Origin of the sequence: Sutcliffiella rhizosphaerae (genome assembly GCF_917563925.1) — a bacterium.
Lineage (GTDB): Bacteria > Bacillota > Bacilli > Bacillales > Bacillaceae_I > Sutcliffiella_A > Sutcliffiella_A rhizosphaerae.
The window spans coordinates 12,486-35,623 of the sequence record NZ_CAKJTJ010000026.1; the positions used below are offsets into that span (position 1 = coordinate 12,486).

22 protein-coding genes are annotated in these 23,138 nt (G+C 39.4%); 11 read left to right on the forward strand and 11 right to left on the reverse strand.

The annotated features are described in order from the left end of the window. Positions 1–12: 12 nt before the first annotated feature. Together LRP81_RS17550 and LRP81_RS17555 are read right to left on the reverse strand one after the other, a co-directional pair. Positions 13–498, reverse strand: coding sequence for a PH domain-containing protein (locus LRP81_RS17550; protein WP_230503525.1), 486 nt, complete (start codon positions 496–498; stop codon positions 13–15). 333 nt (positions 499–831) lie between these two features. Continuing rightward, on the reverse strand, positions 832–1,452 hold the full coding sequence (locus LRP81_RS17555) for a hypothetical protein (protein ID WP_230503602.1): 621 nt from the start codon (positions 1,450–1,452) through the stop codon (positions 832–834). A 296-nt stretch (positions 1,453–1,748) separates the two neighbouring features. Here LRP81_RS17555 and LRP81_RS17560 point away from each other — a divergent pair, with 296 nt between their 5' ends. The 8 genes from LRP81_RS17560 to lpdA all read left to right on the forward strand — a co-directional run bounded on the left by LRP81_RS17560 (position 1,749) and on the right by lpdA (position 10,893). Further along, positions 1,749–2,747, forward strand: coding sequence for a DctP family TRAP transporter solute-binding subunit (locus LRP81_RS17560; RefSeq protein ID WP_230503527.1), 999 nt, complete (start codon positions 1,749–1,751; stop codon positions 2,745–2,747). 127 nt (positions 2,748–2,874) lie between these two features. Continuing rightward, a complete protein-coding gene (locus tag LRP81_RS17565) occupies positions 2,875–3,354 on the forward strand; it encodes a TRAP transporter small permease (RefSeq protein WP_230503529.1) in 480 nt (159 codons plus the stop codon). Further along, positions 3,351–4,637 (forward strand): TRAP transporter large permease, encoded by a 1,287-nt coding sequence (locus LRP81_RS17570; protein ID WP_230503531.1) that lies wholly within the window; start codon positions 3,351–3,353, stop codon positions 4,635–4,637. Before LRP81_RS17565 ends, LRP81_RS17570 begins: the two co-directional genes overlap by 4 nt. A gap of 19 nt (positions 4,638–4,656) precedes the next feature. Further along, complete coding sequence (gene pdxR, locus LRP81_RS17575) at positions 4,657–6,117, forward strand: MocR-like pyridoxine biosynthesis transcription factor PdxR (protein ID WP_230503604.1); 1,461 nt, start codon at positions 4,657–4,659, stop codon at positions 6,115–6,117. A gap of 80 nt (positions 6,118–6,197) precedes the next feature. Beyond that, positions 6,198–7,190, forward strand: a complete 993-nt coding sequence (locus LRP81_RS17580; RefSeq protein ID WP_230503533.1) for a thiamine pyrophosphate-dependent dehydrogenase E1 component subunit alpha — start codon at positions 6,198–6,200, stop codon at positions 7,188–7,190. Further along, a complete protein-coding gene (locus LRP81_RS17585; protein ID WP_230503535.1) occupies positions 7,183–8,160 on the forward strand; it encodes an alpha-ketoacid dehydrogenase subunit beta in 978 nt (325 codons plus the stop codon). Before LRP81_RS17580 ends, LRP81_RS17585 begins: the two co-directional genes overlap by 8 nt. Before the next feature lie 23 nt (positions 8,161–8,183). Continuing rightward, on the forward strand, positions 8,184–9,506 hold the full coding sequence (locus LRP81_RS17590; RefSeq protein ID WP_230503537.1) for a dihydrolipoamide acetyltransferase family protein: 1,323 nt from the start codon (positions 8,184–8,186) through the stop codon (positions 9,504–9,506). A 4-nt stretch (positions 9,507–9,510) separates the two neighbouring features. Then, the gene (gene lpdA / locus LRP81_RS17595) at positions 9,511–10,893 is read left to right on the forward strand and encodes a dihydrolipoyl dehydrogenase (protein WP_230503539.1); all 1,383 of its coding nucleotides are present in this window, start codon (positions 9,511–9,513) and stop codon (positions 10,891–10,893) included. Positions 10,894–10,952: 59 nt separating this feature from the next. Here lpdA and LRP81_RS17600 read toward each other — a convergent pair whose 3' ends face one another. Next, entirely contained in the window at positions 10,953–11,714 is a 762-nt protein-coding gene (locus LRP81_RS17600; RefSeq protein WP_230503541.1) for an SDR family NAD(P)-dependent oxidoreductase, read from the reverse strand. Positions 11,715–11,788: 74 nt separating this feature from the next. Then, positions 11,789–12,718: a bile acid:sodium symporter family protein gene (locus LRP81_RS17605; protein ID WP_230503543.1), complete on the reverse strand. Its 930-nt coding sequence runs from the start codon at positions 12,716–12,718 to the stop codon at positions 11,789–11,791. Positions 12,719–12,818: 100 nt separating this feature from the next. On the opposite strand from LRP81_RS17605, the gene LRP81_RS17610 reads away from it, so the two are divergent. Then, positions 12,819–13,586 carry an SDR family NAD(P)-dependent oxidoreductase gene (locus LRP81_RS17610; protein ID WP_230503545.1) on the forward strand — a complete coding sequence of 256 codons (768 nt, stop codon included), beginning with the start codon at positions 12,819–12,821 and terminating at the stop codon, positions 13,584–13,586. 137 nt (positions 13,587–13,723) lie between these two features. Here LRP81_RS17610 and LRP81_RS17615 read toward each other — a convergent pair whose 3' ends face one another. Then, positions 13,724–14,902, reverse strand: coding sequence for an MFS transporter (locus LRP81_RS17615; protein WP_230503547.1), 1,179 nt, complete (start codon positions 14,900–14,902; stop codon positions 13,724–13,726). A gap of 78 nt (positions 14,903–14,980) precedes the next feature. On the opposite strand from LRP81_RS17615, the gene yeiL reads away from it, so the two are divergent. Beyond that, positions 14,981–15,652, forward strand: a complete 672-nt coding sequence (gene yeiL, locus LRP81_RS17620; protein ID WP_230503549.1) for a transcriptional regulator YeiL — start codon at positions 14,981–14,983, stop codon at positions 15,650–15,652. A gap of 283 nt (positions 15,653–15,935) precedes the next feature. Here the strand turns inward: yeiL and cntE are convergent, their stop codons facing one another. The 6 genes from cntE to nikA form a co-directional block, all read right to left on the reverse strand. After that, positions 15,936–17,105 (reverse strand): staphylopine family metallophore export MFS transporter CntE, encoded by a 1,170-nt coding sequence (gene cntE / locus LRP81_RS17625; protein ID WP_230503551.1) that lies wholly within the window; start codon positions 17,103–17,105, stop codon positions 15,936–15,938. A 378-nt stretch (positions 17,106–17,483) separates the two neighbouring features. Further along, complete coding sequence (locus LRP81_RS17630) at positions 17,484–18,245, reverse strand: ABC transporter ATP-binding protein (RefSeq protein ID WP_230503553.1); 762 nt, start codon at positions 18,243–18,245, stop codon at positions 17,484–17,486. Beyond that, positions 18,242–19,042 carry an ABC transporter ATP-binding protein gene (locus LRP81_RS17635; RefSeq protein ID WP_230503555.1) on the reverse strand — a complete coding sequence of 267 codons (801 nt, stop codon included), beginning with the start codon at positions 19,040–19,042 and terminating at the stop codon, positions 18,242–18,244. Before LRP81_RS17635 ends, LRP81_RS17630 begins: the two co-directional genes overlap by 4 nt. After that, on the reverse strand, positions 19,042–19,887 hold the full coding sequence (nikC, locus tag LRP81_RS17640; RefSeq protein WP_230503557.1) for a nickel transporter permease: 846 nt from the start codon (positions 19,885–19,887) through the stop codon (positions 19,042–19,044). Before nikC ends, LRP81_RS17635 begins: the two co-directional genes overlap by 1 nt. Further along, the gene (nikB, locus tag LRP81_RS17645; RefSeq protein WP_230503558.1) at positions 19,887–20,831 is read right to left on the reverse strand and encodes a nickel ABC transporter permease; all 945 of its coding nucleotides are present in this window, start codon (positions 20,829–20,831) and stop codon (positions 19,887–19,889) included. Before nikB ends, nikC begins: the two co-directional genes overlap by 1 nt. Further along, on the reverse strand, positions 20,832–22,391 hold the full coding sequence (nikA, locus tag LRP81_RS17650) for a nickel ABC transporter substrate-binding protein (RefSeq protein ID WP_399208009.1): 1,560 nt from the start codon (positions 22,389–22,391) through the stop codon (positions 20,832–20,834). It abuts the gene before it with no gap. A 268-nt stretch (positions 22,392–22,659) separates the two neighbouring features. Between nikA and LRP81_RS17655 the strand changes: the two genes are divergently transcribed. Next, the gene (locus LRP81_RS17655; protein WP_230503560.1) at positions 22,660–23,133 is read left to right on the forward strand and encodes an RNA polymerase sigma factor; all 474 of its coding nucleotides are present in this window, start codon (positions 22,660–22,662) and stop codon (positions 23,131–23,133) included. The last annotated feature ends 5 nt before the right edge of the window (positions 23,134–23,138 follow it).

Here is a 23,138-nt window from a genome sequence, read left to right on the forward strand (position 1 = left end):
TCATTCAATTTATTAAATCATTTCATGCAAATTCATACCAGATTCTTTCTTGCTGCTTCGTGAACGTTCAAGGATTTCTCTCCTCAATTCAATGGGATGAGAAACTCCTTTGATCCTAGTAACTGGATGAGTTATATCTGATGAAATTACTATCAGATCTCCAAAGTCAAACATTCTCCCCAATATTCCTTGCTGCAATTGAACATCCTTCACCCTATACCATTCCACCTGGTCAATTCTTCTAGAGATAATTCCATTTGTGCTAATCAGATAATTTTCAGTTATCTCGTAAGCAGTGGAAAGGATCCTCATGATCGGGATAATAAGCCACATAAAAGCAGTTAGCATAGCTAATATAATATTTGTTCCAGTAAGTAAGGTAAACCAGCTTTGTCTGAATACTCTACCCCTATGTAACGAATTAGCTCCTATCCCACTTAAATGATGGGTCTGCAACATATCCCGAAGCCTCATAAAAAAAGATTCTATTCTTTCCATACTTTGCTCCCCCTTTGCTCTTTATTGCATATTCTCTCTATATTTATTTTATCAAAAAAAAGCCATTTAAAAGATATTTTGTATAATATTCATGAATTTACTACTAATTTTTATTTCATTTTGGTTCATTTTAGAAGGAATTTGTTTTATTTGATTCTGCTATCTTATGTAAACAACAAAAAGACCCGAACTAATTTAATTTAAACTCAAATAAGTTCGGGTATTATTTAAAATTTATTATCTTTGTCCTGGACTGGTGATATAGAAATCTGCGTCTCTTATGCGGATTTCTGGAACTTCTAGTCAACTTACAAAGGTAGCCATGCTCTTCTTCTAGTTACAACGATACCTAAACTTAGGCTCCGTCTGAATATAAAACGCATTTCTTACTTGGGCACTCCAGTTAGCAAAGGCAGATCTCCATTCAGGAGTTCGGAAGAATTCTTCAACTGTTTGGGTTTCGGAGTGCCAAACGATGAAGAGGTTGAGTGGTGCAATGCCTCCTGCCCAAATACCATTATTAGTGTCTGTATCTTCTTCCCTTACTAATAATAGCGGCAGACCAAACTGAAAGGCCATCGATGGTTCTACTTGGGAATATACTGACCCTTGCCATACAGGAGTTGGAGGAGGAACCGGACCAGTGTTCACATCCATTGTTTCTACGAGAAATCGACGGAAGTTTACAGCGAGCATGCCGTAGCTGGATGAAACTAAACGGCGAATGTCGGTTAGTATCGACTCTGGATAGCTTTCGCTTAAAGGTAATGTCCGTGGAAAGAGCAATGCATTTTCAATTTCAAAAATTAAGCGGTCCAAAAACCGTTGTTGATTGGCATTTAGATGGGTGGTAGTACTTAAAAATATTGGAACACGAAAAGCACGGTCCATACACTCTTGGTGTTTAGGATCTAGTTTTCCTTTACGAGAGGGCCTATGATCATTATTACTCACCTGTTCGGCGTCTTTTTGGGATTGATACTTATACTCATAATTACTCACTTACTCACCTGCTTTTTAATTACTATATGGTGGTGTGAGGAAAAAGCTTGGACGTAAAAACTAATTTCTATAGGAAAGGCCTCTATCAATTTCTGTAGATTGGCTATAAAAAGGGGAGTTTTACCAGAGGTTTTTTCAGTATTTTCAAATAATTATAATACCAATTAGAAAATTGGCTATATTGAATACTAAATTTTTTCATTATTCTAAATAATGAAAGCGCAAACATTTTTTTGGGGGGATGAAAAATGAAGAGGTTCTTACGAATTGGCTTGGTCATGTTGATGGTGGTAGCGCTGATTGGCTGTAGTCAAGCTAGTGGTTCTGAACAAAAAGATATGAATTTAAAAATTAGTGTCACAGTGTCAGAGCATGATACTTGGGCTGTAGCTGCAAAGCAATGGGCGGAGGATGTTGAAGAACAGACAGATGGCCGAATCAAAATGAAAATATATGCCAATGAATCTCTCTCAAATGGAAATTCACCAAAAGGGTTAGAGGCGGTTCAAAATGGTTCAACCGAAATTTCTATCCATTCAACGATTATTTATTCTGTTTTGGATAATAAGTTTTCTGTGCCATCTCTTCCATGGCTGCTTCCGAATTATGAGCAAGCAGAGAAAGCAATGAATGGAGAAGGCGGCAAGGAGTTAATGGAGTTAATAAGATCGAAAGGTATTGAGCCATTGGCATTTGGTGAAAGTGGCTATAGACAAATTACGAATAGTAAAAAACCCATTACTTCTCCGGAAGATTTGAAAGGCTTGAAGATTAGAACACCTTCCATGGAGATGATGGTAGATACGTATAGAGAGTTTGGCGGTGACCCTACTGTTATGAACTTTGCAGAGGTGTTTACGTCTTTACAGCAAGGGGTTATTGATGGACAAGAAAATCCACTGCCAATTATTTTAAATTCTAAGCTAGCCGAGGTTCAAGACTATTTAACTGTTTGGAACTATATGTATGACCCACTTGTTTTCGGTATGAATAAAAAGCTTTTTGATGGACTGGATGAAGAAACTCAAAACATTTTAAGGGAAACAGCACAAGAGGCAGCAAAGTACCAAATTGAAATTAATAGACAGCAAAATGAAGAAATTCTTAAAGAGCTAGAAGCGGCAGGGATGGAAATTGTAGAATTGACACCGGAACAAATTGCAGCATTTCAAAAAGCAGTTCAACCTGTTATCTCTAAATATGAGGATTTAGTTGGAAAAGATTTGCTAGATTTATTCAGGGATTAAATTTTCTTATACAAAGTAAATTTTTTAAATGAGTGGTCCTTTATGAGCGGAAATGGACAGGTTACCACCTGAACTCCTCTTTCTAAAGGGCCTTTCTTATAAATATTTTCAAAGAGGAGGAGCGTCATTGGGGATATTGGTAAAGCTAGAAGAATGGATTCTTATTACCCTTATGGCCGTTATATGTGTTCTGACATTTGGGAACGTTATTTCAAGGCATTTGTTTCATACGTCATTTTCTTTTACAGAAGAGCTAACAACAAATCTGTTTGCCTTTATTATTTTTATTGGAGCGGCCTTACTTGCAAGAGAAAATGGGCATTTAGGATTTAGCTTATTAACAGACTATCTATCAGATAAATATAAAATCGTTGTTTTGATACTAGTAGGGTGTTTGACGACTTTCTTTTTTCTGGTGATTTTATGGTATGGAATGGGGATGGTGATGCAGCAGTTTACGTATAATCAACGAACACCTGCTATGGGGTTGCCTGAATGGATTATGGGCTTTTCCGTTCCTTTGGGGGCATTTCTATGTATCTTTCGTTTCTGGGAAGGCTACTTGATTGAATGGAAAAGAATTAAAGCAGGGGGAGAATTGAGATGAGTACAGTAGGCATCGTATTATTTGGTTTGTTTTTTGTGTTCCTTTTTCTAAGAATGCCTATTGCTGTTGCATTAGGACTCTCTACAGTGTTGACATTGCTATTTTTTGATTTACCCATTCAATCTGTACCAGCGACGCTCTATACTTCCTTTACAAAATTCACCTTATTAGCCATTCCGTTCTTTTTCTTGGCAGGCTTGATATTAGAAAGGGCGGGAATATCAAGAAGGTTAATTTACCTTGCGCAAACCTTAACAGGACATTTAACTGGCGGACTGGCCATTGTTGCTGTAGTAGCGGCATGCTTCTTTGCAGCCATTTCAGGCTCTGGTCCAGCAACAATGGCTGCTGTTGGTGCCATCATTATTCCTGCGATGATCAAGGCAGGTTATCGGAAGGACATGTCTGGTGGTCTTTTAGCTACTGCAGGTGGAATTGGAATCATTCTACCACCGAGTATTGCTTATATCGTATACGGCGTTATTGCAGAAGTGTCCATTGGTGAGCTTTTTATTGCCGGAATTATTCCTGGTCTTTTTATGGGCTTAGTATTGGCGATTACAAGTTACTTTATTGCCAAAAAAGAAAAGATACCAACATTGCCTAAGGCTAGTAAGGCAGAAATGTGGAAAGCCTTTAAAGATGCGACGTGGGGATTGCTTGCTCCGGTTATTATTCTTGGTGGGATATATAGTGGAATTTTCACTCCAACAGAATCAGCTGTTGTTGCAGTGTTCTATGGTTTGTTTGTTGGATTTTTTATCTATAAGGAAATCAAGATTAGCGATCTGCCAAAATTATTGCTAGATTCATCCAAAACGACAGCGATGATTATGCTTATTGTTGCTTCTGCCTCTACATTTGCCTGGTTATTGCATATCGAGGGAATAGCTGAAGACATGGCAAATGTATTAATGAGTGTTGCATCAAATAAATATACCATTTTGCTAATGATCACCCTTTTGCTCTTATTTGCAGGTATGTTTGTCGATGCGATTTCAGCCTATTATATTTTTCTACCAATCTTTGTTCCTATTATGGCAGCCATGGGAATTGATCCCGTTCACTTCGGTATCTTAATGACGATGAACTTAGCGATTGGTCTTGTTACTCCACCTGTGGGGCTTGATTTATATATAGCCTGTGGTTTGACCGGACTCTCACTCAAGGAAATAACCATCGGGGTTATTCCATTTGTGTTGGCAGCAATTGGAGTATTACTTGTTATTACGTACGTTCCTGCTATGAGTCTATGGCTGCCGGAATTATTAAATATGAGATAGGGGGAGTCCATTGTCCACGATGTTATGGGAGCAAATAATAGTAGATACAGAGGATAGAATTCCCCTCTATAAGCAAATATCACAGCAGTTTGAACAAATGGTGCATGAGGGGAGGCTGAAACCAGGCGTGCGCCTGCCTTCTGAACGAAAAATGGCTGAAATATTAAGGGTTAGCCGGATGACTCTAACGTTGGCATATGAAGAAATGAAGTCACGGGGAATTGTGCGCAGTCAGCAAGGAAGCGGTACGTTTATTATGAAGGGACCAAGAATCGATACATCTGAGCAAGCGATTACGTGGCATACGAATTTTGCGTACCAGACAGACAGCGTAAATCTTGCAATGGAAGAAATAATGCGATTTGGAAGAGATTCTAATTTAATTCATCTTGCAGGGGTAGGGACTGCGGCAGAGGTTCATCCAGGGATCGATTTTAGTCAATGCTTTGCGGAGCATTTACGGAAGAATCCTATTCTATTGCAGCTTCCAGCGCCAACCAAAGGCTATGAACCACTTATTCATGAAGTCCAATCATGGCTTCAGGATGGCGGGATTCTTGCGGAAGAGAAAGAAATCATGATCGTATCAGGAGCCATGCAAGGTTTAGATTTAATAAGTCGTTTATTTTTAGGGCCGGATGATTATGTCATTATGGAGGATCCTGGCTTCTTGGCTGCTTCTGATGCATTTGCTGCTACAGGTGCCAAGATATTGCGTATCACTCATGATAGAGAAGGGATTAAAGTAGATAGTATCGAAAATTTGCTCATGCAATTCCCTGTGAAATTTATTTACATTAATCCTACCTTCCATAATCCAACTGGTATAACGATGTCCTTGCAACGACGTAAGAAGCTATTAGAGATTGCCAAAAAGTATCGTGTACCAATCGTGGAGGATGATCCGAATAGTCTCCTTTACTACAAAAGAAAGCCTGTACCGTCCTTTAAGTCATTGGATAAAGATCATTTAGTAATTCATCTGCAGTCCTTTTCTAAATACCTTTTTCCAACGATTCGTGTAGCAGTATTGGTGGCACCTGTTGGGATAATTTCTAATCTTGTAAAAATAAAACAAAGGGTAGATTTGCATAGTAATAACCTTACCCAAATAGCGGTTCATGGGTATTTGGCGGAGGGAAGATTGCATAAGCATGTGAAAAAACTGCGCGAAGCCTACGATATAAGGCTAGCATTAATCAAAAAAATCTTAAGCAATAAACCAAACCTTGAATGTGTATTTCCAGATGGCGGTGTCTTTTTATGGTGTAAAATCCCCAAAGGTATTTCTTCCGAGCGATTGCTTGAAATAGCCTTAAAGAAAGGGGTCTCATTTGTACCGGGCAGCTGGATGAGTGGGGTTGGAATGTATGAGAACTACATTAGGTTAGCCTTCACCCACCCTCCACCGGAAGCTTTGGAAAAAGGAATCGATTTGATTGACCAGGCCATTAATGAATATTATTCATACCAATATTGAGATTGGTTATATTGATTTAAAAACGCGCCTTTTATACTTGATGTAAGCACTTACATTTAAAGGATAAGAGGTGTTTTTTAATGGAACATAACGTAAAAGAAGGTCAATTACAGGATTGGTATTATCGAATGCTTTTAATCAGGCGGTTTGAAGAGACAATCAATGAAAAGTTTTTGGCAGGAGATATCCCTGGTTTTGTCCACCTTTATATTGGCGAGGAAGCCACTGGAGTAGGTGTTTGTTCCGCCTTAACGAAATCCGATTACATCACAAGTACCCACCGTGGTCATGGCCATACGATAGCAAAAGGTGCCGACATTAATCGTTGCATGGCTGAGCTATATGGACGGAGAACAGGCTATTGTAAAGGAAAAGGCGGTTCCATGCATATTGCCGATTTTGGAATTGGCATGCTTGGGGCAAATGGTGTTGTTGGCGGCGGATTTAATTTAGCTGCAGGAGCCGCACTTGCTATCCAATTGCGAAAAAGCAGTGAGGTTGCGGTATGTTTCTTCGGGGACGGAGCAAGTAATCGTGGAACCTTCCATGAAGCTCTGAATATGGCGTCTGTTTGGAAGCTCCCTGTTGTTTTTGTTTGTGAGAATAATCAGTGGGCATCCACAACACCTTTGCATGAGGCTACCGCTGTCACAGATATTTCTATTCGAGCACATTCCTATGCTATGCCAAGTGTCATGGTAGATGGAAATGATGTGTTTGAGGTATATTCTGCTGCTACAGAGGCAGTCGAAAGGGCAAGAAATGGTGATGGACCTACTTTAATAGAATGCAAGACTTACCGAATTAAGGGCCATTTTGTCGGAGACCCGGAGCAATATCGCACACGGGAAGAGGTCATAGAACAAATGGAAGTGAACGACCCTATAAAGAAATTTTTAGAAAAGGTATTAAGCGAAGACCTAATGTCAGAAGCGCAATTAAAGGAAATTGAAGATAGAGTTCAAAGGGAAATGGTAGAGGCGGTTAAATTTGCAGAAGAGAGCCCATTCCCTGAGCCAGAAGAAGCATTTGAGGATCTTTATGTGGAAGTGGAGGTAGCGGAGCATGCGTAATATTACTTTTTCTCAAGCAACGTTAGAAGCCATGCAGGAAGAAATGCGCAGAGATGAGCGAGTCTTTATCATGGGAGAGGATATTGCTAGTCAAGGAGGAATTTTCGGTCAGTTTAAAGGCTTACCAGCAGAATTTGGCCTTGACCGAGTCCGAGATACCCCTATTTCTGAAACTGCCATCGTTGGAGCAGGAGTAGGCTCGGCACTGGCAGGAGCAGTTCCTGTAGTTGACATGCATTTTGCGGATTTTATTGGAGTGGCAATGGATGAAGTGCTCAACCAAATGGCAAAAATTCGTTATATGTTTGGGGGTCAAGGGACGCTTCCACTTGTTTTACGTGCACCAGATGGGGTAACGCAGTCAGCAGCGGCGCAGCATTCCCAATCACTTGAAGCATGGTTTCTTCATATTCCTGGCTTGAAGGTAGTCATTCCGTCTAATCCGGCTGATGCAAAAGGACTTTTAAAAGCAGCCATCCGCGACCCGAATCCTGTTATTTATTTTGAACATAAACAGCTGTTCAGTCAAAAAGGAGAAGTGCCAGATGGAGATCATCTCACACCAATTGGCAAAGCTGCCATCGTTAGGGAAGGGAATGATGTAACGATCGTTTCTTACTCAGCGATGCTTGGAAAATGTTTGGAAGCAGCAGAGCAGCTAAGCAGTCTTCATGGAATAGAAGCGGAGGTCATTGACTTACGGACGATTGTACCAATGGATATGGAAACCATCTATCAATCTGTGAAAAGAACACACAAGCTTGTTATTGCACATGAGGCAGTTAAAACTGGCGGTGTTGGAGGAGAAATAGCTGCCGCGGTAAGTGAAAATATTCTTGAGTATTTGGATGCACCTATTATTAGGGTTGGTGCTGCATTTACACCAGTTCCATTTAGCCCTGCGTTGGAAAAGCACGTTATCCCGCAAGTGGAAACAGTCGTCTCTGCTGTATTAAAGGCACGCTGGTAGTGGATTAGGAAGGAGGGAATAGGATGGCAGTCGTTATTACAATGCCAAAGTTTGGCTTAACGATGAAAGAGGGTACTGTGTCCAATTGGTCAGTTCATCAAGGCCGCTGGGTTGATAGCGGAGAAACGTTATTTGAAGTGGAGACAGATAAAATTACCAATGAAATTGAAGCTCCCCAATCAGGTATTTTACGGCATATTTTTATAAAGGATGGAGAAACGGCAGATGTAGGAACACCTGTAGCAATCATAGCAGAAGAGAATGAGGATATAAGTAACTTTCTACAGACTGATAGTTTCTCAGATGACCAGGAGGTGGATGCTGTTAATAGCCCTCCACTACAGCCGGAGGAGGCAGCAAAGTCTGAATTTATTAAGGCTACACCACTAGCTAAAAAGCTTGCAAGAGAACAGAGAATTCCTTTAGACACGATAGCACCATCTGGACCAAATCAAGTAATTGTTGCTCGGGATATACGTGATGAAAGCACTAATAGAGCCAGTAAGCCAGCTATCTCACCACTTGCTAAAAAGTATGCAGAGGAACATCGTGTAGATTGGGAAAATGTGAATTTGAAAAATAGAATCATGCTACCTGATATCATTGAGGAACAACTCAAAAATCAAAATACGTATGAGGTTAAAAAGGAGCAGCAAGATTTGCCTCCAAGAACTGTCCCGATGTCTGGTATACGAAAAGTAATCGCAGAAAGGATGACTAGCAGCTGGAGTACTATACCACATGTGACATTGCAAAAAGAACTCGATGTCAGTTCTCTAAAAAAAGCCCTGTCTACCTTATCAATAGATGGAGATACAAAGCTAACCTATACCCACTTTCTTATTGCCATCGTTGCTGCTGCCCTAAAGAAACATCCAGCATTAAATGCTTGGTGCGACAACAACGAACTAACCTACCATGACAATGTCCATATAGGAGTAGCTGTTTCCTTAGAAGAAGGTCTTGTCGTTCCTGTGATACGAGATGCAAATAAATTGGATCTGCTCCAAATTGCCAAGCGTTTAAAGGATGTATCTGCCCGAGCGAAAGAAAATAGATTAACAGTCGATGAAATGCGTGGCGGCACTTTTACAATAAGCAACCTAGGCATGATGGGCATAGATGGTTTTACACCAATTATCAACCCACCTGAAACAGGAATTCTAGGGGTGGGACGAATTATAGATAAACCTGTATATGTTGGGGAGACAATCGTGAAATGTCCGATGCTGACTTTATCACTATCATTTGATCATTGTGCCCTCGATGGTGCCGAAGCAGCAAGCTTCCTTCAAACCATTCAATACTATATACAAGAGCCACTCAGACTTTTAGCGAAGGGGTGAGGAGATGAAAGAGGTAGTTGTAATTGGCGGGGGACCAGGTGGATACTCTGCAGCTTTAAGGGCAAGCCAATTAGGGGCAAGTGTAACCTTAATCGAAAAAAGCCTTCTAGGTGGAACATGCTTAAATACAGGCTGCATTCCAACAAAGAGTTTGCTGGATTCCTCGTACTTATGGTCGAAAAGTAATAACCTTTTCCAGATGCATACAAATCAGGCGGTACCGTGGGACCATGTAATGTCGCGTAAACAAAAAGCCGTTACTCAACTGAGAAGAGGGGTAGCAAGCCTATTAAAAGCAGGAAAGATTAGAGTGGTAGAAGGAATCGCATCCCTCTCTGGAACTAATCAAATTTATGTTCATGGAGATAATTCTCAAACCCTTCATGCAGATTTCATTATCCTTGCAACAGGAAGCCGACCTATTCTGCCTCCGATTGAAGGGATTGAAACAGAGGGTGTTTTAACGAGCAATGAAATCCTTTCGCTTCAAAAGCTACCACCCTCTCTCTCCATTATTGGAGGTGGTGTTATCGGCATCGAATTTGCGACCATTTTTGCAGAGCTGGGAGTAAAGGTACACGTAATAGAAGCCGCTGATCGAATTTTACCGAATATGGACAGAGCAATTTCCGAGCAGCTGCAAGCCCATCTAGAAAAACAAGGTGTTCACTTCTCTCTTGAAAATAAAGTAACAGCTATTGGAAAATCGGACAAAAGTGAAGTGCAGTTGACCGTTAATGAAGGGCAAATGTTAACGTCGGATTTAGTTTTAGTGGCTGTAGGAAGAGAAGCAGTGATAGGAGGCTTGCAGCTTGAAGAGAACGGTGTGATGGTAGAAAATAAAAAAATAAAAACCAACTCCTATCAGCAAACTAGCATTTCATCTATTTATGCCGTTGGAGACTGCTCCACTTCCATCATGCTTGCACATGTTGCTATGGCGGAAAGTAAGGTTGCAATCGAGCATGCACTTGAATACGAGACAAAACCAGTAATCTATGATTATATCCCACAATGTGTCTACACACATCCCGAGGCAGCAGCTGTTGGATTAACAAAAGAAGAAGCGGTTAAAAGAGGGTTTGAAGTTGAGGAAGGTGTCTTTCCGTTACAAGCAAATGGCAGAGCATTAATTGAAGAGGAAACAGTAGGATTTTTGAAAGTCATTGCTGATAAAGAATATGGACGGATACTAGGAGTCCACTTGCTGATGCCACATGCAACAGAAGTTATTTCGCAAGCAACTCTTGCTCTTCAACTTGAAGCAACGACAGAAGAGCTATTGAATATGGTTTACCCGCATCCGAGTATTACAGAGGGAATTCAAGAAGCAGTAATGGACATGACGAATAGTGCCATTCACCTTCCATCGTTGGAAAAGGTTTAATAAGAAAAGGCTGACCAGAATACATCTAAGTAATCTAGGTCAGCTTTTCTGCAGTATTTTTATGTAACTGTTAAGCCTCCACAAACATTTAAAGACTGTCCAGTAATATAATTTGCGTTGTCAGAGGCGAGAAAAGCGACACTTTTAGCTATGTCAGAAGGTGTGCTTATCCTCCCAAGTGGAATGGCTCCGAGATAGTTTTGTAAAGACTCTTCAGGACTTGTCCCTGATAAATCTCCCATTTCAAGTGACATCTTTTCAAGAAGCTCCGTCTCCATCGCTCCGGGGCAAATGGCATTTACTCTTATACGCCTTGGTGCAAGCACGATGGAGGCAGTTTTTGTTAGGCTAACCATTCCAGCTTTGGATGCCGCATATGCGACAGAAAGTGGACGAGGGCTATTGGAGGCTATGGAAGAAATATTAATGATGGAACCACTATCCTCCATTAACGGTGCTGCATGCTGAATCATAAAAAAAGAAGCCTTTAAATTGATATTCATGACCTTGTCCCAATTATCAGAAGTAACTTCATCAAACGGTTTCACGATATTGATGCCAGCGTTATTTACGAGTACATGTATCTTTCCATGTTCTACTGCTATTTGAGAAAGAACATCTTGAATTTTCTCAGTATGCTCCAGGTCTATTTCAATACCGCTAGCTTGGTGACCTTGCTCTAAAAGCTGTTCTGTTGCAATCTTTAATTGCTCTTTTTTGCGATCAAGCAATATAACATGAAAATGGTCGTTTGCTAATTCATTTGCAATGGCAAACCCTAAACCTTGTGCAGCTCCAGTAATCACAGCAATTTTTTTCATAGCTAGCCCTCCAGATTTTTACTTTATTATGACATTTAGATTAGCAACACTCTAGAGCCAATTCCATGAATGGACTAGGGAGAAGTTTGACGTGCAAACCGGGTCGCAACAAAAGAGCCAATCGAAAGGTTTACAATCATATTTACCATTGGTGCAATCGCAGCATGCTCTCCAATAAATTCAAACGCAAGAATGGCTGCGAGCGCTGTGTTGCATAATCCAACATGAAAAAGAATGGCTCGTGCATCTACTTCCATCATTTTCATTTTTCTAGCAATTAAATAAGCGGCAAACATCGGTAAGGTGACTTGAATGATTGTAGCCAATACAATTAAGGGAATGAGACTAAGCTCTAGCCTAATAGCTTCTTTGCCACTTCCAACAATGGTATGGATAATGAGCAATAACGAAATGGAAGAACCAAGCTGGGTGATGGAAGGAACAATATGTATTTTCTTTGGCAATATCTTTTGAATCAAAATGCCTGAGCATAAAGGCAGTAGAACAATGAGGGTGAACGACTGTAGTAAGTTGAAAAAAGAGATAGACACAGTTGTTCCTGAAAGAACTAGCATGGAAATTGGGGTAATAATGGGACTGATTCCTACATCAACGAAGGATGCGACAATGACTAAAGATGTATTGCCACCTGCAAGAAATGTATAAAGAGTAGCTGCTGTTGCACTAGGCACTGTACCAGATATAATAATGCCAGCAGCTACTTCAGGATGATTGGCAAAAAGAAAATAGGCAAGACCTATCGAAACTGTAACGGTTAATACCCATTTTAACGATACAGCTAAAAATAGTTCCTTCCCTTTGCTTTTCATTTTCTTAATTGTCGACACATCCATGGATAGTCCAGTGAAAAAAATGACAATACCTAAAAGTAACCCTGGGACCCAAGGCGCAGTCGCTAAATGAATAGGAGATAGATAAGTTCCTACACCCGTTATTAGTATGAGAAAAGGAAGTCGCTCTTTTAATAGTTTTATGATAATCATACTACACTTCCGTTGTAATTATTTTGAATATTAAAAAAATAATAGTAGTTTCCAGAGATGAAGTCAATTAATTTTTCCAACAAAGGAAAGGTGAGAGAAGATGAGAATAGAAAACCATGTAGCGATAGTGACAGGAGCATCAAGAGGAATTGGAGCAGCGTGTGCAAAAGTATTGGCTCGAGAAGGAGCACACGTTGTACTAGTGGACCTTCACTCATGTGAGGAAACGAAAACACAAATAGAAGCAATTAATCCCCGTGCGAAAACAAGCTTATACGAAGTGGATATACGGGATAGAAATGCGATTCAAAAATTAGTGGATGACACCTTTGAACAATTTGGCAGAATTGATATTCTCGTGAACAACGCAGGAACGGCAAGTAGACTTAGTCTAGAAGAAACAACGGAAGAGGTGTGGAACAGAGATTTAGATACCAACCTTAAGGCAGCCTTCTTCCTGACACAATCCGTCATCTATCCATATATGAAAGAGCAGCAATATGGCAGGATTGTCAATATAAGCTCCATTTCCGGAATTATAGGAGGTCTCGTTTCAAGCTCAGACCAAGGTACTGCTACAGGACGTTCCGGCCCTGGGTATGCAGCATCAAAAGGCGGAATCATTGCCTTAACAAAATGGATCGCAAAGGAAGTAGGTCCATTAGGTATCGTTTGTAACAGTGTAGCTCCTGGTGCAGTGGAAACCGAGCTAACAAAATGTGCTTCCTACAACTTGGACAACCAAGTCATTAAAAGAATGGGAAGCCCTGAAGACATTGCAGAAGCAGTCCTCTATTTCTCATCGAAGGAAGCTGGCTATACAACAGGTGAGGTGCTTAAGGTGTGTGGGGGAGCGGCGATTGGCTAGAACACAAATAAATTTCGAGGGAAAATACAATTCAACGTGTTTTCCCTTTTTTATTGGTAATTCATTATCAAACTCCCCCATTAGTACTCAAGAAAAAAACCAGTAGTCACTGGTTCCTTTGGTTGTAGGCTGTCTTCTTAAGAGTTAAATAAAAGTGTGCCTTCTTTTTTTATTTCAACTTTTCGATATACAAGTGCAAGAAGCATTGCTGGCAAGGTACATACTAGCATTCCCAGGAAAGCATATCTTGGTTCGATTTCGTATAAGAAGCCCCCGAAGATTGTAAAGAAAGCGGTGCTCCAGCTAAGTGCAAATGCTGAATACAAACCTTGGGCTTTCGGAATTTGCAGTTGTGGGATGTTTTTATTCAGGTATTTCATAAAAGCATAGTGTGCCATTGCAAACGAGAATGCATGTAGAATTTGAGCGAGAGAAAATACAATCACATTTGGGAAAGCAAAAACTAAAAACCATCGTAAAGAAGAGCCAGCTGCTGCTAATGTCAGTAACGAACCCACTGAAAATTTATGAAAGATTTTATCTGCAATAGTAAAGAAGATAATTTCTGCAATCACTGCAATGTTAATGATCACACCTATCAGTAATAGTGGTGCTTGGATATCCTGTAGAAATATATAGCCGTAAGTATAATAAGTGGCATGTGCGGCTTGCAGTAAAATAACGATAATTAGTACTGTACTAAAATATTTAGACCGAAATAAATGTAGCATACCGGTTTTATGCTCTAAGTCTATTTGCGGTTTTTTAGATAAAATAGACGGTGCACGCATAAAACCCAGACTTACGAAAATCAATACTCCAAGTAATAATGCCCAAAAAATCACGTTTTCACCGAGTGTTCCAGTAAAAAGGGTTAAAATCATTCCAACAGAGACAAATCCTATAGAGCCCCAGCTACGACTTCTTCCGTAATGTTTCAATTGTTTACTTTGTAAAAGTATACCAGCGGCGGTATCTAATGCTGGCATTAAAACGGGATAAAACAAATGCAAGATAATGGTGACAAATAGTAAGCTTATATAGGAGCTTGCAGGAAGATAAAAAAGAATTGCAACCAAAGTACCTATTCCTGCTAGGCTTAAAAGTGCCTTATTGCTAAACCTCCCAGATAGATATGGAAAGGCAAATAAAGTAGACAAGCCTCTTGCGATTAATCCAAAACTCATAATCAAACTAACCTCAGAGACTGTCAGGCCTTTTGTGAAGACCATCCATCCAGACCAATAGGGTAGAAAAATGCCCCATGTCATATAAAAAATAAAGTAATAGATACTCATCCAGCGTTGTGTATTCATGTATATCCTCCTCACAAATGCATGTTATCATGGGTGTAAAAGGAATAATAGGAGATATATCATATTTTGAGGTGAAGTATGAAAGTTTACAAAGAGGACAAAAAACGCCTTTACATGGAGCATCATTCCATAGCTCATCTATTTTCTTTTCCAGTGGAAGAGGTTCTAGAGGTGCATGAATATGAACGAGATGAATGGATCATCCAAGAAGGCATGAGACCGTATTACTTGTTTTACGTGGTGGAAGGCAAAGCGAAAATTTACGTGACCCACCAAAATGGTAAAGTATCCTTAATTAATTTTGTCCATGTAAATGACTACATTGGTGAGATGGAGCTTATACAGGATGTGTATTATACAAAGGGAATTCAAGCGTCAACAAAGACTATTTGTTTTGCGCTTCCTATCCAACAGTATCGAGCAAAGCTGATGGAAGATGCGAAATTTCTAAGGGAATTAACAAAATTCTTAAGTGTAAAAGCATCCTTCATGGCAATGAAGTATTCTCAAGGACTAGCTTTTCCTCTTGAAAACAGGCTTGCAGATTTTATTTTGCTAACGGCTGATGAAGGTATTTATAGAGAAAAACACGTCACTGTATGTAACTACTTAGGCATATCCTACCGACATTTACTGCATGTACTTAATCAATTTTGCGAAAAAAAGTTCTTGAAAAAAGAAGGACGTAATTATCAAATTACCCAGTATCAGTCCTTAGAAAAGCTTGCGGAGGAAATGAAGAATAATTAAAAAGGTTGATAATAAAGACCATTCTTTACAAACTCCAATCAACAGCTGGGTACCCTAAAAACCAAAGACATATTTCAGAAAAAGACCCGAACCAATTTGTTTTATTATTCAAATTAGTTCGGGTTTAATTTAGTCTAAGACCTTTTGGCTCACAATCGTCAGGTCGTGGAATGACTTGTTGTATATTTGCAGTTGATTTCAGATATTCTTCTACAGCAAACTGAATAATATCTGAAATGATCAATGTTAGCGAAAAAATGCTATCTCATATGGTTCCCCTATATTAAGAGAGGGCACCTTTGTCCAATGCGGGGAATTCTTCTTTCCTATTTCCCCAAATGAACATAATGGCAGTCAGACCAATGATAGAACAAGTAATAAACATCATTGTGAAAGAACTCATTTGTATAACAAATCCCATCACAAAACCACCAAGGGAAAAGCCTAATTCATAAGAAGCCAGAAAAATTCCGAGTAAAATATGCTTACTTTCCTTTGGAATAACAAATGTCATATACGTGATGATCGTTGGATATAGCATCGCTGTAGCCAGTCCATTAAATATAGCTGACACATAAATAAAGTTACCTATATAAGGCATCCATGCCAGTAAAATAGTTCCAATAACCAAGCTTCCTAATACAAAAGACATAAAAGATGGATGCCATTTCCCATCAGAAGGAATAGATCTCCTAAGTAAAAACCGACTTATCACTACAACTATTGCTTGTAAAAATAAATACAATGCTGCATTACCATATCCAGTGGATACCATATACAAAGGTAAAAAAGTAGTAATAGCTCCAAAAACACACGCACCGATTAGCATAACAATGGATGAAATTATAAGCCCTCTATGCCGGCATGCATCCCTAAATGCAATATACATCTCTCGAAACGTAAACATCCCTTTATCCTCTCTAGCTGCTGGTAATGGAGATCGGTATATAAATAAAAGTGGCAACACGGCTAAGGAACCAATGAAAAGCAATAAATAGAAATGATCAAATTGAGTCCAGAGTAGTAATGCTAACGCCGGTCCATATAAGCCTGGAAGCACAGTAGATAATGAGTACATAGACATTCCTTGACCCCTATCCTCGTCAGACAGAATGGAAACCACACCTATTTGCATGGCCATGGAAAAGAACGCAGTTACCACACCTTGAAGGGCTCGGACGATATACAGGCTCTCCACTCCTAACCAAACGTACAATAATAAGGCAAACGCGTGACCTACTAAAAGCCATTTCATGATGGATAATACACTATACTTGGCAATCAATTGACCTGCCCATGGTCGCAAAACCATACAAACAAACATGTACAGTCCCATCATAATTCCAATTTCACCTGCCCTAAAACCATGATCTGCTGCTTGTAAAGGGAATATGACGGTTATAACTGCATTGGCTGTAAAGAAAAAAAGAGCAAGTGCATATAATCGAAGCATTTTTATTGAGGGTGGACTAACTTTTATGATAGATTCATTCCTTTCTTCTCTAACATTTCCTCTCTAGCTTGTTGATGCCTAATAAAGCTACCTCATTAGCAAATAGCTTTCCTGAATGTAAATCATGGCTAATAAAAGATAGGTCAGACTAATTTCCTGTTGCAATTTTTTATTAACTTTAGATATTAGTATGAATTAACATATCTAAGACGATAGATTTAAGTATATCGAGCTCACTCTTGAAGTCGTAATTTGTTGTGTATGTCAACTACAAAATTGATAGACGTATTTTCTCATCAACCTCTGCGATTAATCCAACGTCCTCTAGCAATCTATTGCTGTAAAGTGAACTGATGGAAAACTGTTAGTTGAGTAGACTTAAAAAATGGAAATTAGTTTTTTTGTATAAATATGTCGATCGTTACTAAATAAATTATATTCATTAAATTGATCCACAACTTCCCCGGATTTCATTACTAGTGTACGTTGACTCATTTGGTTTACAGCTGCTAAATCATGGGAGATGAATAAATAAGATAAATCTAGCGTTTTACGAAGATCAGTAAGTAAGTTTAGGACAGCCTTTTGTGATAGTACATCGAGACTTGCAGTCGGTTCGTCTAATACAATGAGTTCGGGTTCAATGCTAATGGCGCGAGCAATTGTAATACGCTGCCGCTGTCCACCGCTTAATTCATGCGGATAACGATCAGCCAATTCAGACGGCAGCTCCACTGCATCAAGAAGCTGAAGGATGAATTGCTCCTTGGAGTGAAAGGAGAAATGTCTAAGATTCAGAGATTGTCGATATTGGTCATAAGGGTCAATCAATGAATCTTTTATTTTAAGCTTTGGATTTAGTGCAGATGAAGGGTTTTGGAACACAATTTGTATTTTTTTTCGGTAATGGTGTAAGCGCCGTTCACTTAGCTTTTCCATAGCTTCCCCATTAAAAACAATCGACCCTTTGTCTATATTTTCAACCCGCATTATGCAGCGAGCAAGTGTACTCTTTCCGCATCCACTTTCCCCCACAAGGCCCAGACACTCACCATTGTTCAGATTAAATGAGACTTTATTTACTGCCAATTTTCCAGATTTATATGTCTTTGTCACTTCTTTTAGCTCAAGCAAACTCATTTAGTCTGTCTCTCCTCCAGTCCCGATGGCAGTCCCTTCCCTAAAAAAGGAGCTGCTGAGATTAGCTCTTTTGTATATTGGTGAGAAGGATGGTCAAGTATACGATGCTTACTCCCTTTTTCTACGATGTTTCCATCCTTCATGATTGCCAGCCGGTCGGCATACCGCCTTACATGTCGCCAATCATGTGTGATGAATAGAATTGTACAACCTGTTTCCTTTTGCTTTGAAGCCAACAGCTCCAGGACATGATGCCCTGAAACGCTATCAAGAGCAGTTGTAATTTCGTCAGCAATGATTAAATCTGGTGATAATAAAAGCGCTGATGCAATAGAAACTCTTTGCAGCTGGCCGCCACTTAATTGGAAAGGATAGCGATTATATAGTGCATCCTCTAGTCCAACGAAGTGCAGTGAATGAATAGAATTTTGCAATCTTTCTTTTTTATCTAAGATGCCATGAGCTTTTTGGTATTCATCCAAATGCTGTCCAATTGTTCGAAAAGGAGTAAATGAACTCTGGTAATCTTGGAAAATATAAGCTATTTCCTTCCCGCGAATCCTTCTCATTTCCTTTTGTGTGAATGTAAGCAAATCCTTCCCCTTAAAAAGAATTTTTCCGTTAACCTTTAAATTTGGGGAGGAAATTTGCCCGATTGAGTGAGAAAGTAGACTTTTACCGCTACCGCTTTGACCAACAAGGGCGAACCATTCTCCATCTTTGATCGATAGGGATACATGATCAACCAATCTTGTTTCTTTATTTGTTATCGTTAATTGTTCCAAGGATAATATCACTATTTCACCTCTCTCTTCACATCAAAAGTGTCCCTTAAATAATCTCCTAACATGTTTGTCAACAGAACAACACTAACAATGGCTAATCCAGGGAAGATCATTAATTCGGGCTTTGATTGGAAATATGGCCGAGAGTCATTTAACATTCCCCCCCATTCAGGAGTTGGAGGTTGTACACCAAGTCCAATATACGAGAAGGCAGATATGAGTAGAATAATCTTGCCTAAATCAAGACTAGCAAGAACGAGTACATGTCCGACAATATGGGGAAATAAATGCTTTCGCATGATTTTCCATGAAGAAAGTCCATTGATTTTTGCTATTAGTATGTAATCTTTTTGGGACTCTATTAATACGGTGCTTCTTACCAAACGTGCATAATTGACCCATTTGACAAAAACGATCGCAAATACTAAATTACCTATTCCTGGACCCAGCAGTCCGCTTAATACGATTGCCACTATGGTATCAGGAAATGCCAAAAATCCGTCAGCAATGCGCATAAAAACCTTATCAATCAGTCCACGCTTAAAACCAGATATTAGCCCAAATGGCATACCAATGGCGAGCGCTATGACCAGTACAATCAAACTATAACCGAGTGTTTGCTGACCGCCCAGCAATAACCTGGTCAACACATCTCTTCCAAGCTGATCTGTTCCAAGGGGGTGCTGAAAGCTTATCCCTTGGAGGCGATGATCGAGATCGGTCATGAATGCGTCATGTCTTAAATAAAAGAAAGTATAGATGATCACTCCTAAAAAAGTGATGGCGACAAGAGGTATTATTATGCATTTCCAACTGTACTTTTTGAGGTTTTCCATCAATAACGGTGTCTCATTCATCAGTTGGTCTCTCTTTCTTTTAGTTTTAATTCAGGGTTTAAAAAGCGATAGGATAAATCTACGCAAGTATTAACTAAGAATATAATGATGGCCATGATTAAAATATATCCTTGAATTAGCGGATAATCGCGTTGTCGTATAGCATCGACAACCAACTTTCCTATTCCAGGGTAAGCGAATATAACTTCGATAACGACTACCCCACCTATTAAACTTCCTAAACTAACACCAAATACAGTGATAACCGGAGGGAGGCTATGTCGAAAAGCATGGAGAAAAAAAATCCGTGCTTCTGACAAACCTCTGGCTCGCGCTGATTTAATAAAATCCTGGCTTAATGAATCCAACAAGCTGGAGCGAAGTAAGCGTACATATACACTCGAAATAGCCAACCCAAGGGTCATTGAAGGTAGAATCATAGAGTTAAACCCATCTCGGCCCATTGTAGGGAACCAGTTAAGCCGCACTCCGAATAGATCAATAAAAATTAAGCCCAGCCAAAAGCTTGGCAAAGCAGCTCCAATGATAGATACGGTACGACTTGCTTGATCGATCCAGCTGTTACGATATATAGCAGATAATGAACCTAAAGGAATGGCCACAGCCAGCATAACAAGCAATGAACCAAAACATAACTCAAGTGTAGCTGGAAGGCTATTAAAAATGATAGCCATTACCGGCTGACCGGTTACATAGGATGTTCCAAGATCCAACTGGATAAATTTCAGCAGCCAATGCCCATACTGAATAAGTACAGGCTTATTAAAGCCCAGATCTTCTCTCAATTCTTCTACTTGCTCCTGACTTACTGACAATTCACTAACATTTAAAATATTCAATACGGGATCTCCAGGTGCCATTCTTAAAAATAAAAAACTAACAAACGTAAGAAATAGCATAAACAAGAGAACTTCAAGAAATTTACCTAAGACAATACGCCCCATCTAGTGCACATCCAAATTATTTGTTATCATGTAATATTCACTGCGTGCAGTAATCCAATTTTTCACTTTTTTCTCGTTATACGCAACAATCGTATCAGGATGTAAAATAAACGAGTTTATCATATTTTTATTAACAAAATCTGCTGCTTTTTCTGCTAAAACAGCCCTATCCGTCTGGTTTACAGTTTGGTTTAACATATCAATAATTTCTGTTAGTTCTGGTTCTTCTGCCCTACTGAAATTAAGGGCACCTGTTGGATGGTAAGTAGCATTTAAATAGTAGCCTGCATCCCCACGAGGAGCAGTCAAATTACTATAAGTGGCCAAGTCCCAATCTCGGCTGGACGCCATATAATCTTCTGGGGTATCAATTTGTCGGATACTAACATCAATTCCGATTTGCTTGGCATCAGATTGAAACACTTGAGCAATTAAAGGCAGATCTGCTCTTGCACTATATGTTAATAAGGTAAAGGAAAGCTGCTTCCCATCTTTTTGCATCATGCCATCATTCAGTGAATAGCCTGCTTTCTCTAAATAACTAATAGCCACATCTTTTCCTGTTTCGCCTTGTTCATACGACGGAGAAAACGGCAATGATGGCAAGAATGGTCCGACTGCGGGCTCTGCGTATCCTAACAGAATAGTGTCTACAATCTTCTGACGGTCTATCAGAGAATCAATCGCACGACGTACATTCACATCCTGTAAACTTTCACGCTCCAGGTTCATTGTCATTTGATGTACTCGAAAGGTTGGTGTTTCCTCTATTTTTATACCTTCTTGTACTCTTAAGGAATCTAAGCTTTCAACTTCTGGACGATAAACAATATCTACTTGTCCAGATTTTAGGGCAAGTGATCGAGCATTAGCATCCTCATTAAACAGGAATGATACAGAATCAAGTTTGGATGGCCCATCCCAGTATTTATCATACCTCTCCATTTCTAACTTACTTCCTGGGTTAAAGGACTTTAAAGAAAAAGGTCCTGTCCCTATAGGTCTATTGATAATATCATTTTCTGTCACATCAATAATGGATACATTTGGATTGACAAGTTCAGAAATGAATTCAGGGAATTGCTCTTTAGTGGTTATTTTTAATGTATGTCCCTCTGCCTCGATAGTATCAATCTTTAAAGCATTTTGTATGGCCACATTTTCCTGAAGAGCACGTTCAAGAGATACTTTCACTGCATTGGCATCCATTATCCTTCCGTTATGGAAGGAAATATCTTCACGAAGATTTATGGTCCAATGAATGCCGTCTTCCCCACTCCAATTTTCAGCAAGCCAAGGTTCAATTGTTAAGTTCTCTTCATCTAATTTTACTAACGTTTCTGTAATCCCGGCTCTAATTGGTACGTAACTTGAATCGACATGTGGATCAAGAGAATTAGTTGAAAAATTATAAAGAAAATTAATATGCTTCTTTCCTTCTCCTATATCACTCTTCCCAACACCTGTACACGCAGTTAGCATGCATGCAACAGTCAGTACGCAAATTAATTTAAAAACCGAATTGCCGTTACTCCGATTTTTAATCTTAGTTATATGCATTAGCTCCACCCCGTTCCTAAATCGTAATTGTTTCGTTTTGTATTATATAGGAATGATTACGATTTGGCAAATATGTTTTTTAGCTGAATTTGTCCTTCTAATATGAGTCAATTGAAGTTTTTCAGAGCCGGAAAGGACATCTCGCATTTGCTAGCTAAATAGTGTTCTTGCGGCAGAATCCTTTATACTAATCATTATTATTAAAAAATTCCCCCCACTGCACGAATATCCAATAATGAATCGTATTAATAAGTGAAGGAGGTTAGGTATGAAAACGTTCGCCGGCTTACGTGTTCATGAAATTGTTCAAACCTATAGTGACACCTTAATACGAGTTGCTGTGCAGCAGACAAAGAATATGTCTGAGGCAGAGGATATTGTTCAAGATGTGTATATGACACTTATGAGGCAGAAAAAGCCCTTCGACAATGAAAGTCATTTGAAGGCATGGCTCATTAAAGTGACTTTTAATAAATGCAAAGATTACTTCAAATCTTCACGTGTCAAAAAGACAATTCCGATAACTGAAGAGATGACTTTTATAGCCAAAGAAGAGCAGATGGTTCTCCCTGAAATTTTTGAACTTGAACCACAAGAGAGGGCTATCGTTTATTTATATTATTATGAAGGCTATACGACCGCCGAAATTGGCGATCTATTAGAAATGAAAGTAAATACAGTAGGTTCAAAGCTGAGAAGAGTTCGTTTGAAGCTACGAACCATATTAGAAGAAGGGAGCTAAACATG

What these genes read in the sequence shown, in the direction of transcription:
- LRP81_RS17560 (WP_230503527.1), top strand. Translation starts at nt 1,749, where the DNA reads ATGAAGAGGTTCTTACGAATTGGCTTGGTCATGTTGATGGTGGTAGCG.
- nikA (WP_399208009.1), bottom strand. Translation starts at nt 22,391, where the DNA reads ATGCATATAACTAAGATTAAAAATCGGAGTAACGGCAATTCGGTTTTT.
- LRP81_RS17550 (WP_230503525.1), bottom strand. Translation starts at nt 498, where the DNA reads ATGGAAAGAATAGAATCTTTTTTTATGAGGCTTCGGGATATGTTGCAG.
- lpdA (WP_230503539.1), top strand. Translation starts at nt 9,511, where the DNA reads ATGAAAGAGGTAGTTGTAATTGGCGGGGGACCAGGTGGATACTCTGCA.
- yeiL (WP_230503549.1), top strand. Translation starts at nt 14,981, where the DNA reads ATGAAAGTTTACAAAGAGGACAAAAAACGCCTTTACATGGAGCATCAT.
- LRP81_RS17570 (WP_230503531.1), top strand. Translation starts at nt 3,351, where the DNA reads ATGAGTACAGTAGGCATCGTATTATTTGGTTTGTTTTTTGTGTTCCTT.
- LRP81_RS17580 (WP_230503533.1), top strand. Translation starts at nt 6,198, where the DNA reads ATGGAACATAACGTAAAAGAAGGTCAATTACAGGATTGGTATTATCGA.
- LRP81_RS17600 (WP_230503541.1), bottom strand. Translation starts at nt 11,714, where the DNA reads ATGAAAAAAATTGCTGTGATTACTGGAGCTGCACAAGGTTTAGGGTTT.
- LRP81_RS17630 (WP_230503553.1), bottom strand. Translation starts at nt 18,245, where the DNA reads ATGAGTTTGCTTGAGCTAAAAGAAGTGACAAAGACATATAAATCTGGA.
- LRP81_RS17585 (WP_230503535.1), top strand. Translation starts at nt 7,183, where the DNA reads ATGCGTAATATTACTTTTTCTCAAGCAACGTTAGAAGCCATGCAGGAA.
- LRP81_RS17590 (WP_230503537.1), top strand. Translation starts at nt 8,184, where the DNA reads ATGGCAGTCGTTATTACAATGCCAAAGTTTGGCTTAACGATGAAAGAG.
- nikB (WP_230503558.1), bottom strand. Translation starts at nt 20,831, where the DNA reads ATGGGGCGTATTGTCTTAGGTAAATTTCTTGAAGTTCTCTTGTTTATG.
- LRP81_RS17605 (WP_230503543.1), bottom strand. Translation starts at nt 12,718, where the DNA reads ATGATTATCATAAAACTATTAAAAGAGCGACTTCCTTTTCTCATACTA.
- LRP81_RS17610 (WP_230503545.1), top strand. Translation starts at nt 12,819, where the DNA reads ATGAGAATAGAAAACCATGTAGCGATAGTGACAGGAGCATCAAGAGGA.
- pdxR (WP_230503604.1), top strand. Translation starts at nt 4,657, where the DNA reads ATGTTATGGGAGCAAATAATAGTAGATACAGAGGATAGAATTCCCCTC.
- LRP81_RS17655 (WP_230503560.1), top strand. Translation starts at nt 22,660, where the DNA reads ATGAAAACGTTCGCCGGCTTACGTGTTCATGAAATTGTTCAAACCTAT.
- nikC (WP_230503557.1), bottom strand. Translation starts at nt 19,887, where the DNA reads ATGAATGAGACACCGTTATTGATGGAAAACCTCAAAAAGTACAGTTGG.
- LRP81_RS17615 (WP_230503547.1), bottom strand. Translation starts at nt 14,902, where the DNA reads ATGAATACACAACGCTGGATGAGTATCTATTACTTTATTTTTTATATG.
- cntE (WP_230503551.1), bottom strand. Translation starts at nt 17,105, where the DNA reads ATGCTTCGATTATATGCACTTGCTCTTTTTTTCTTTACAGCCAATGCA.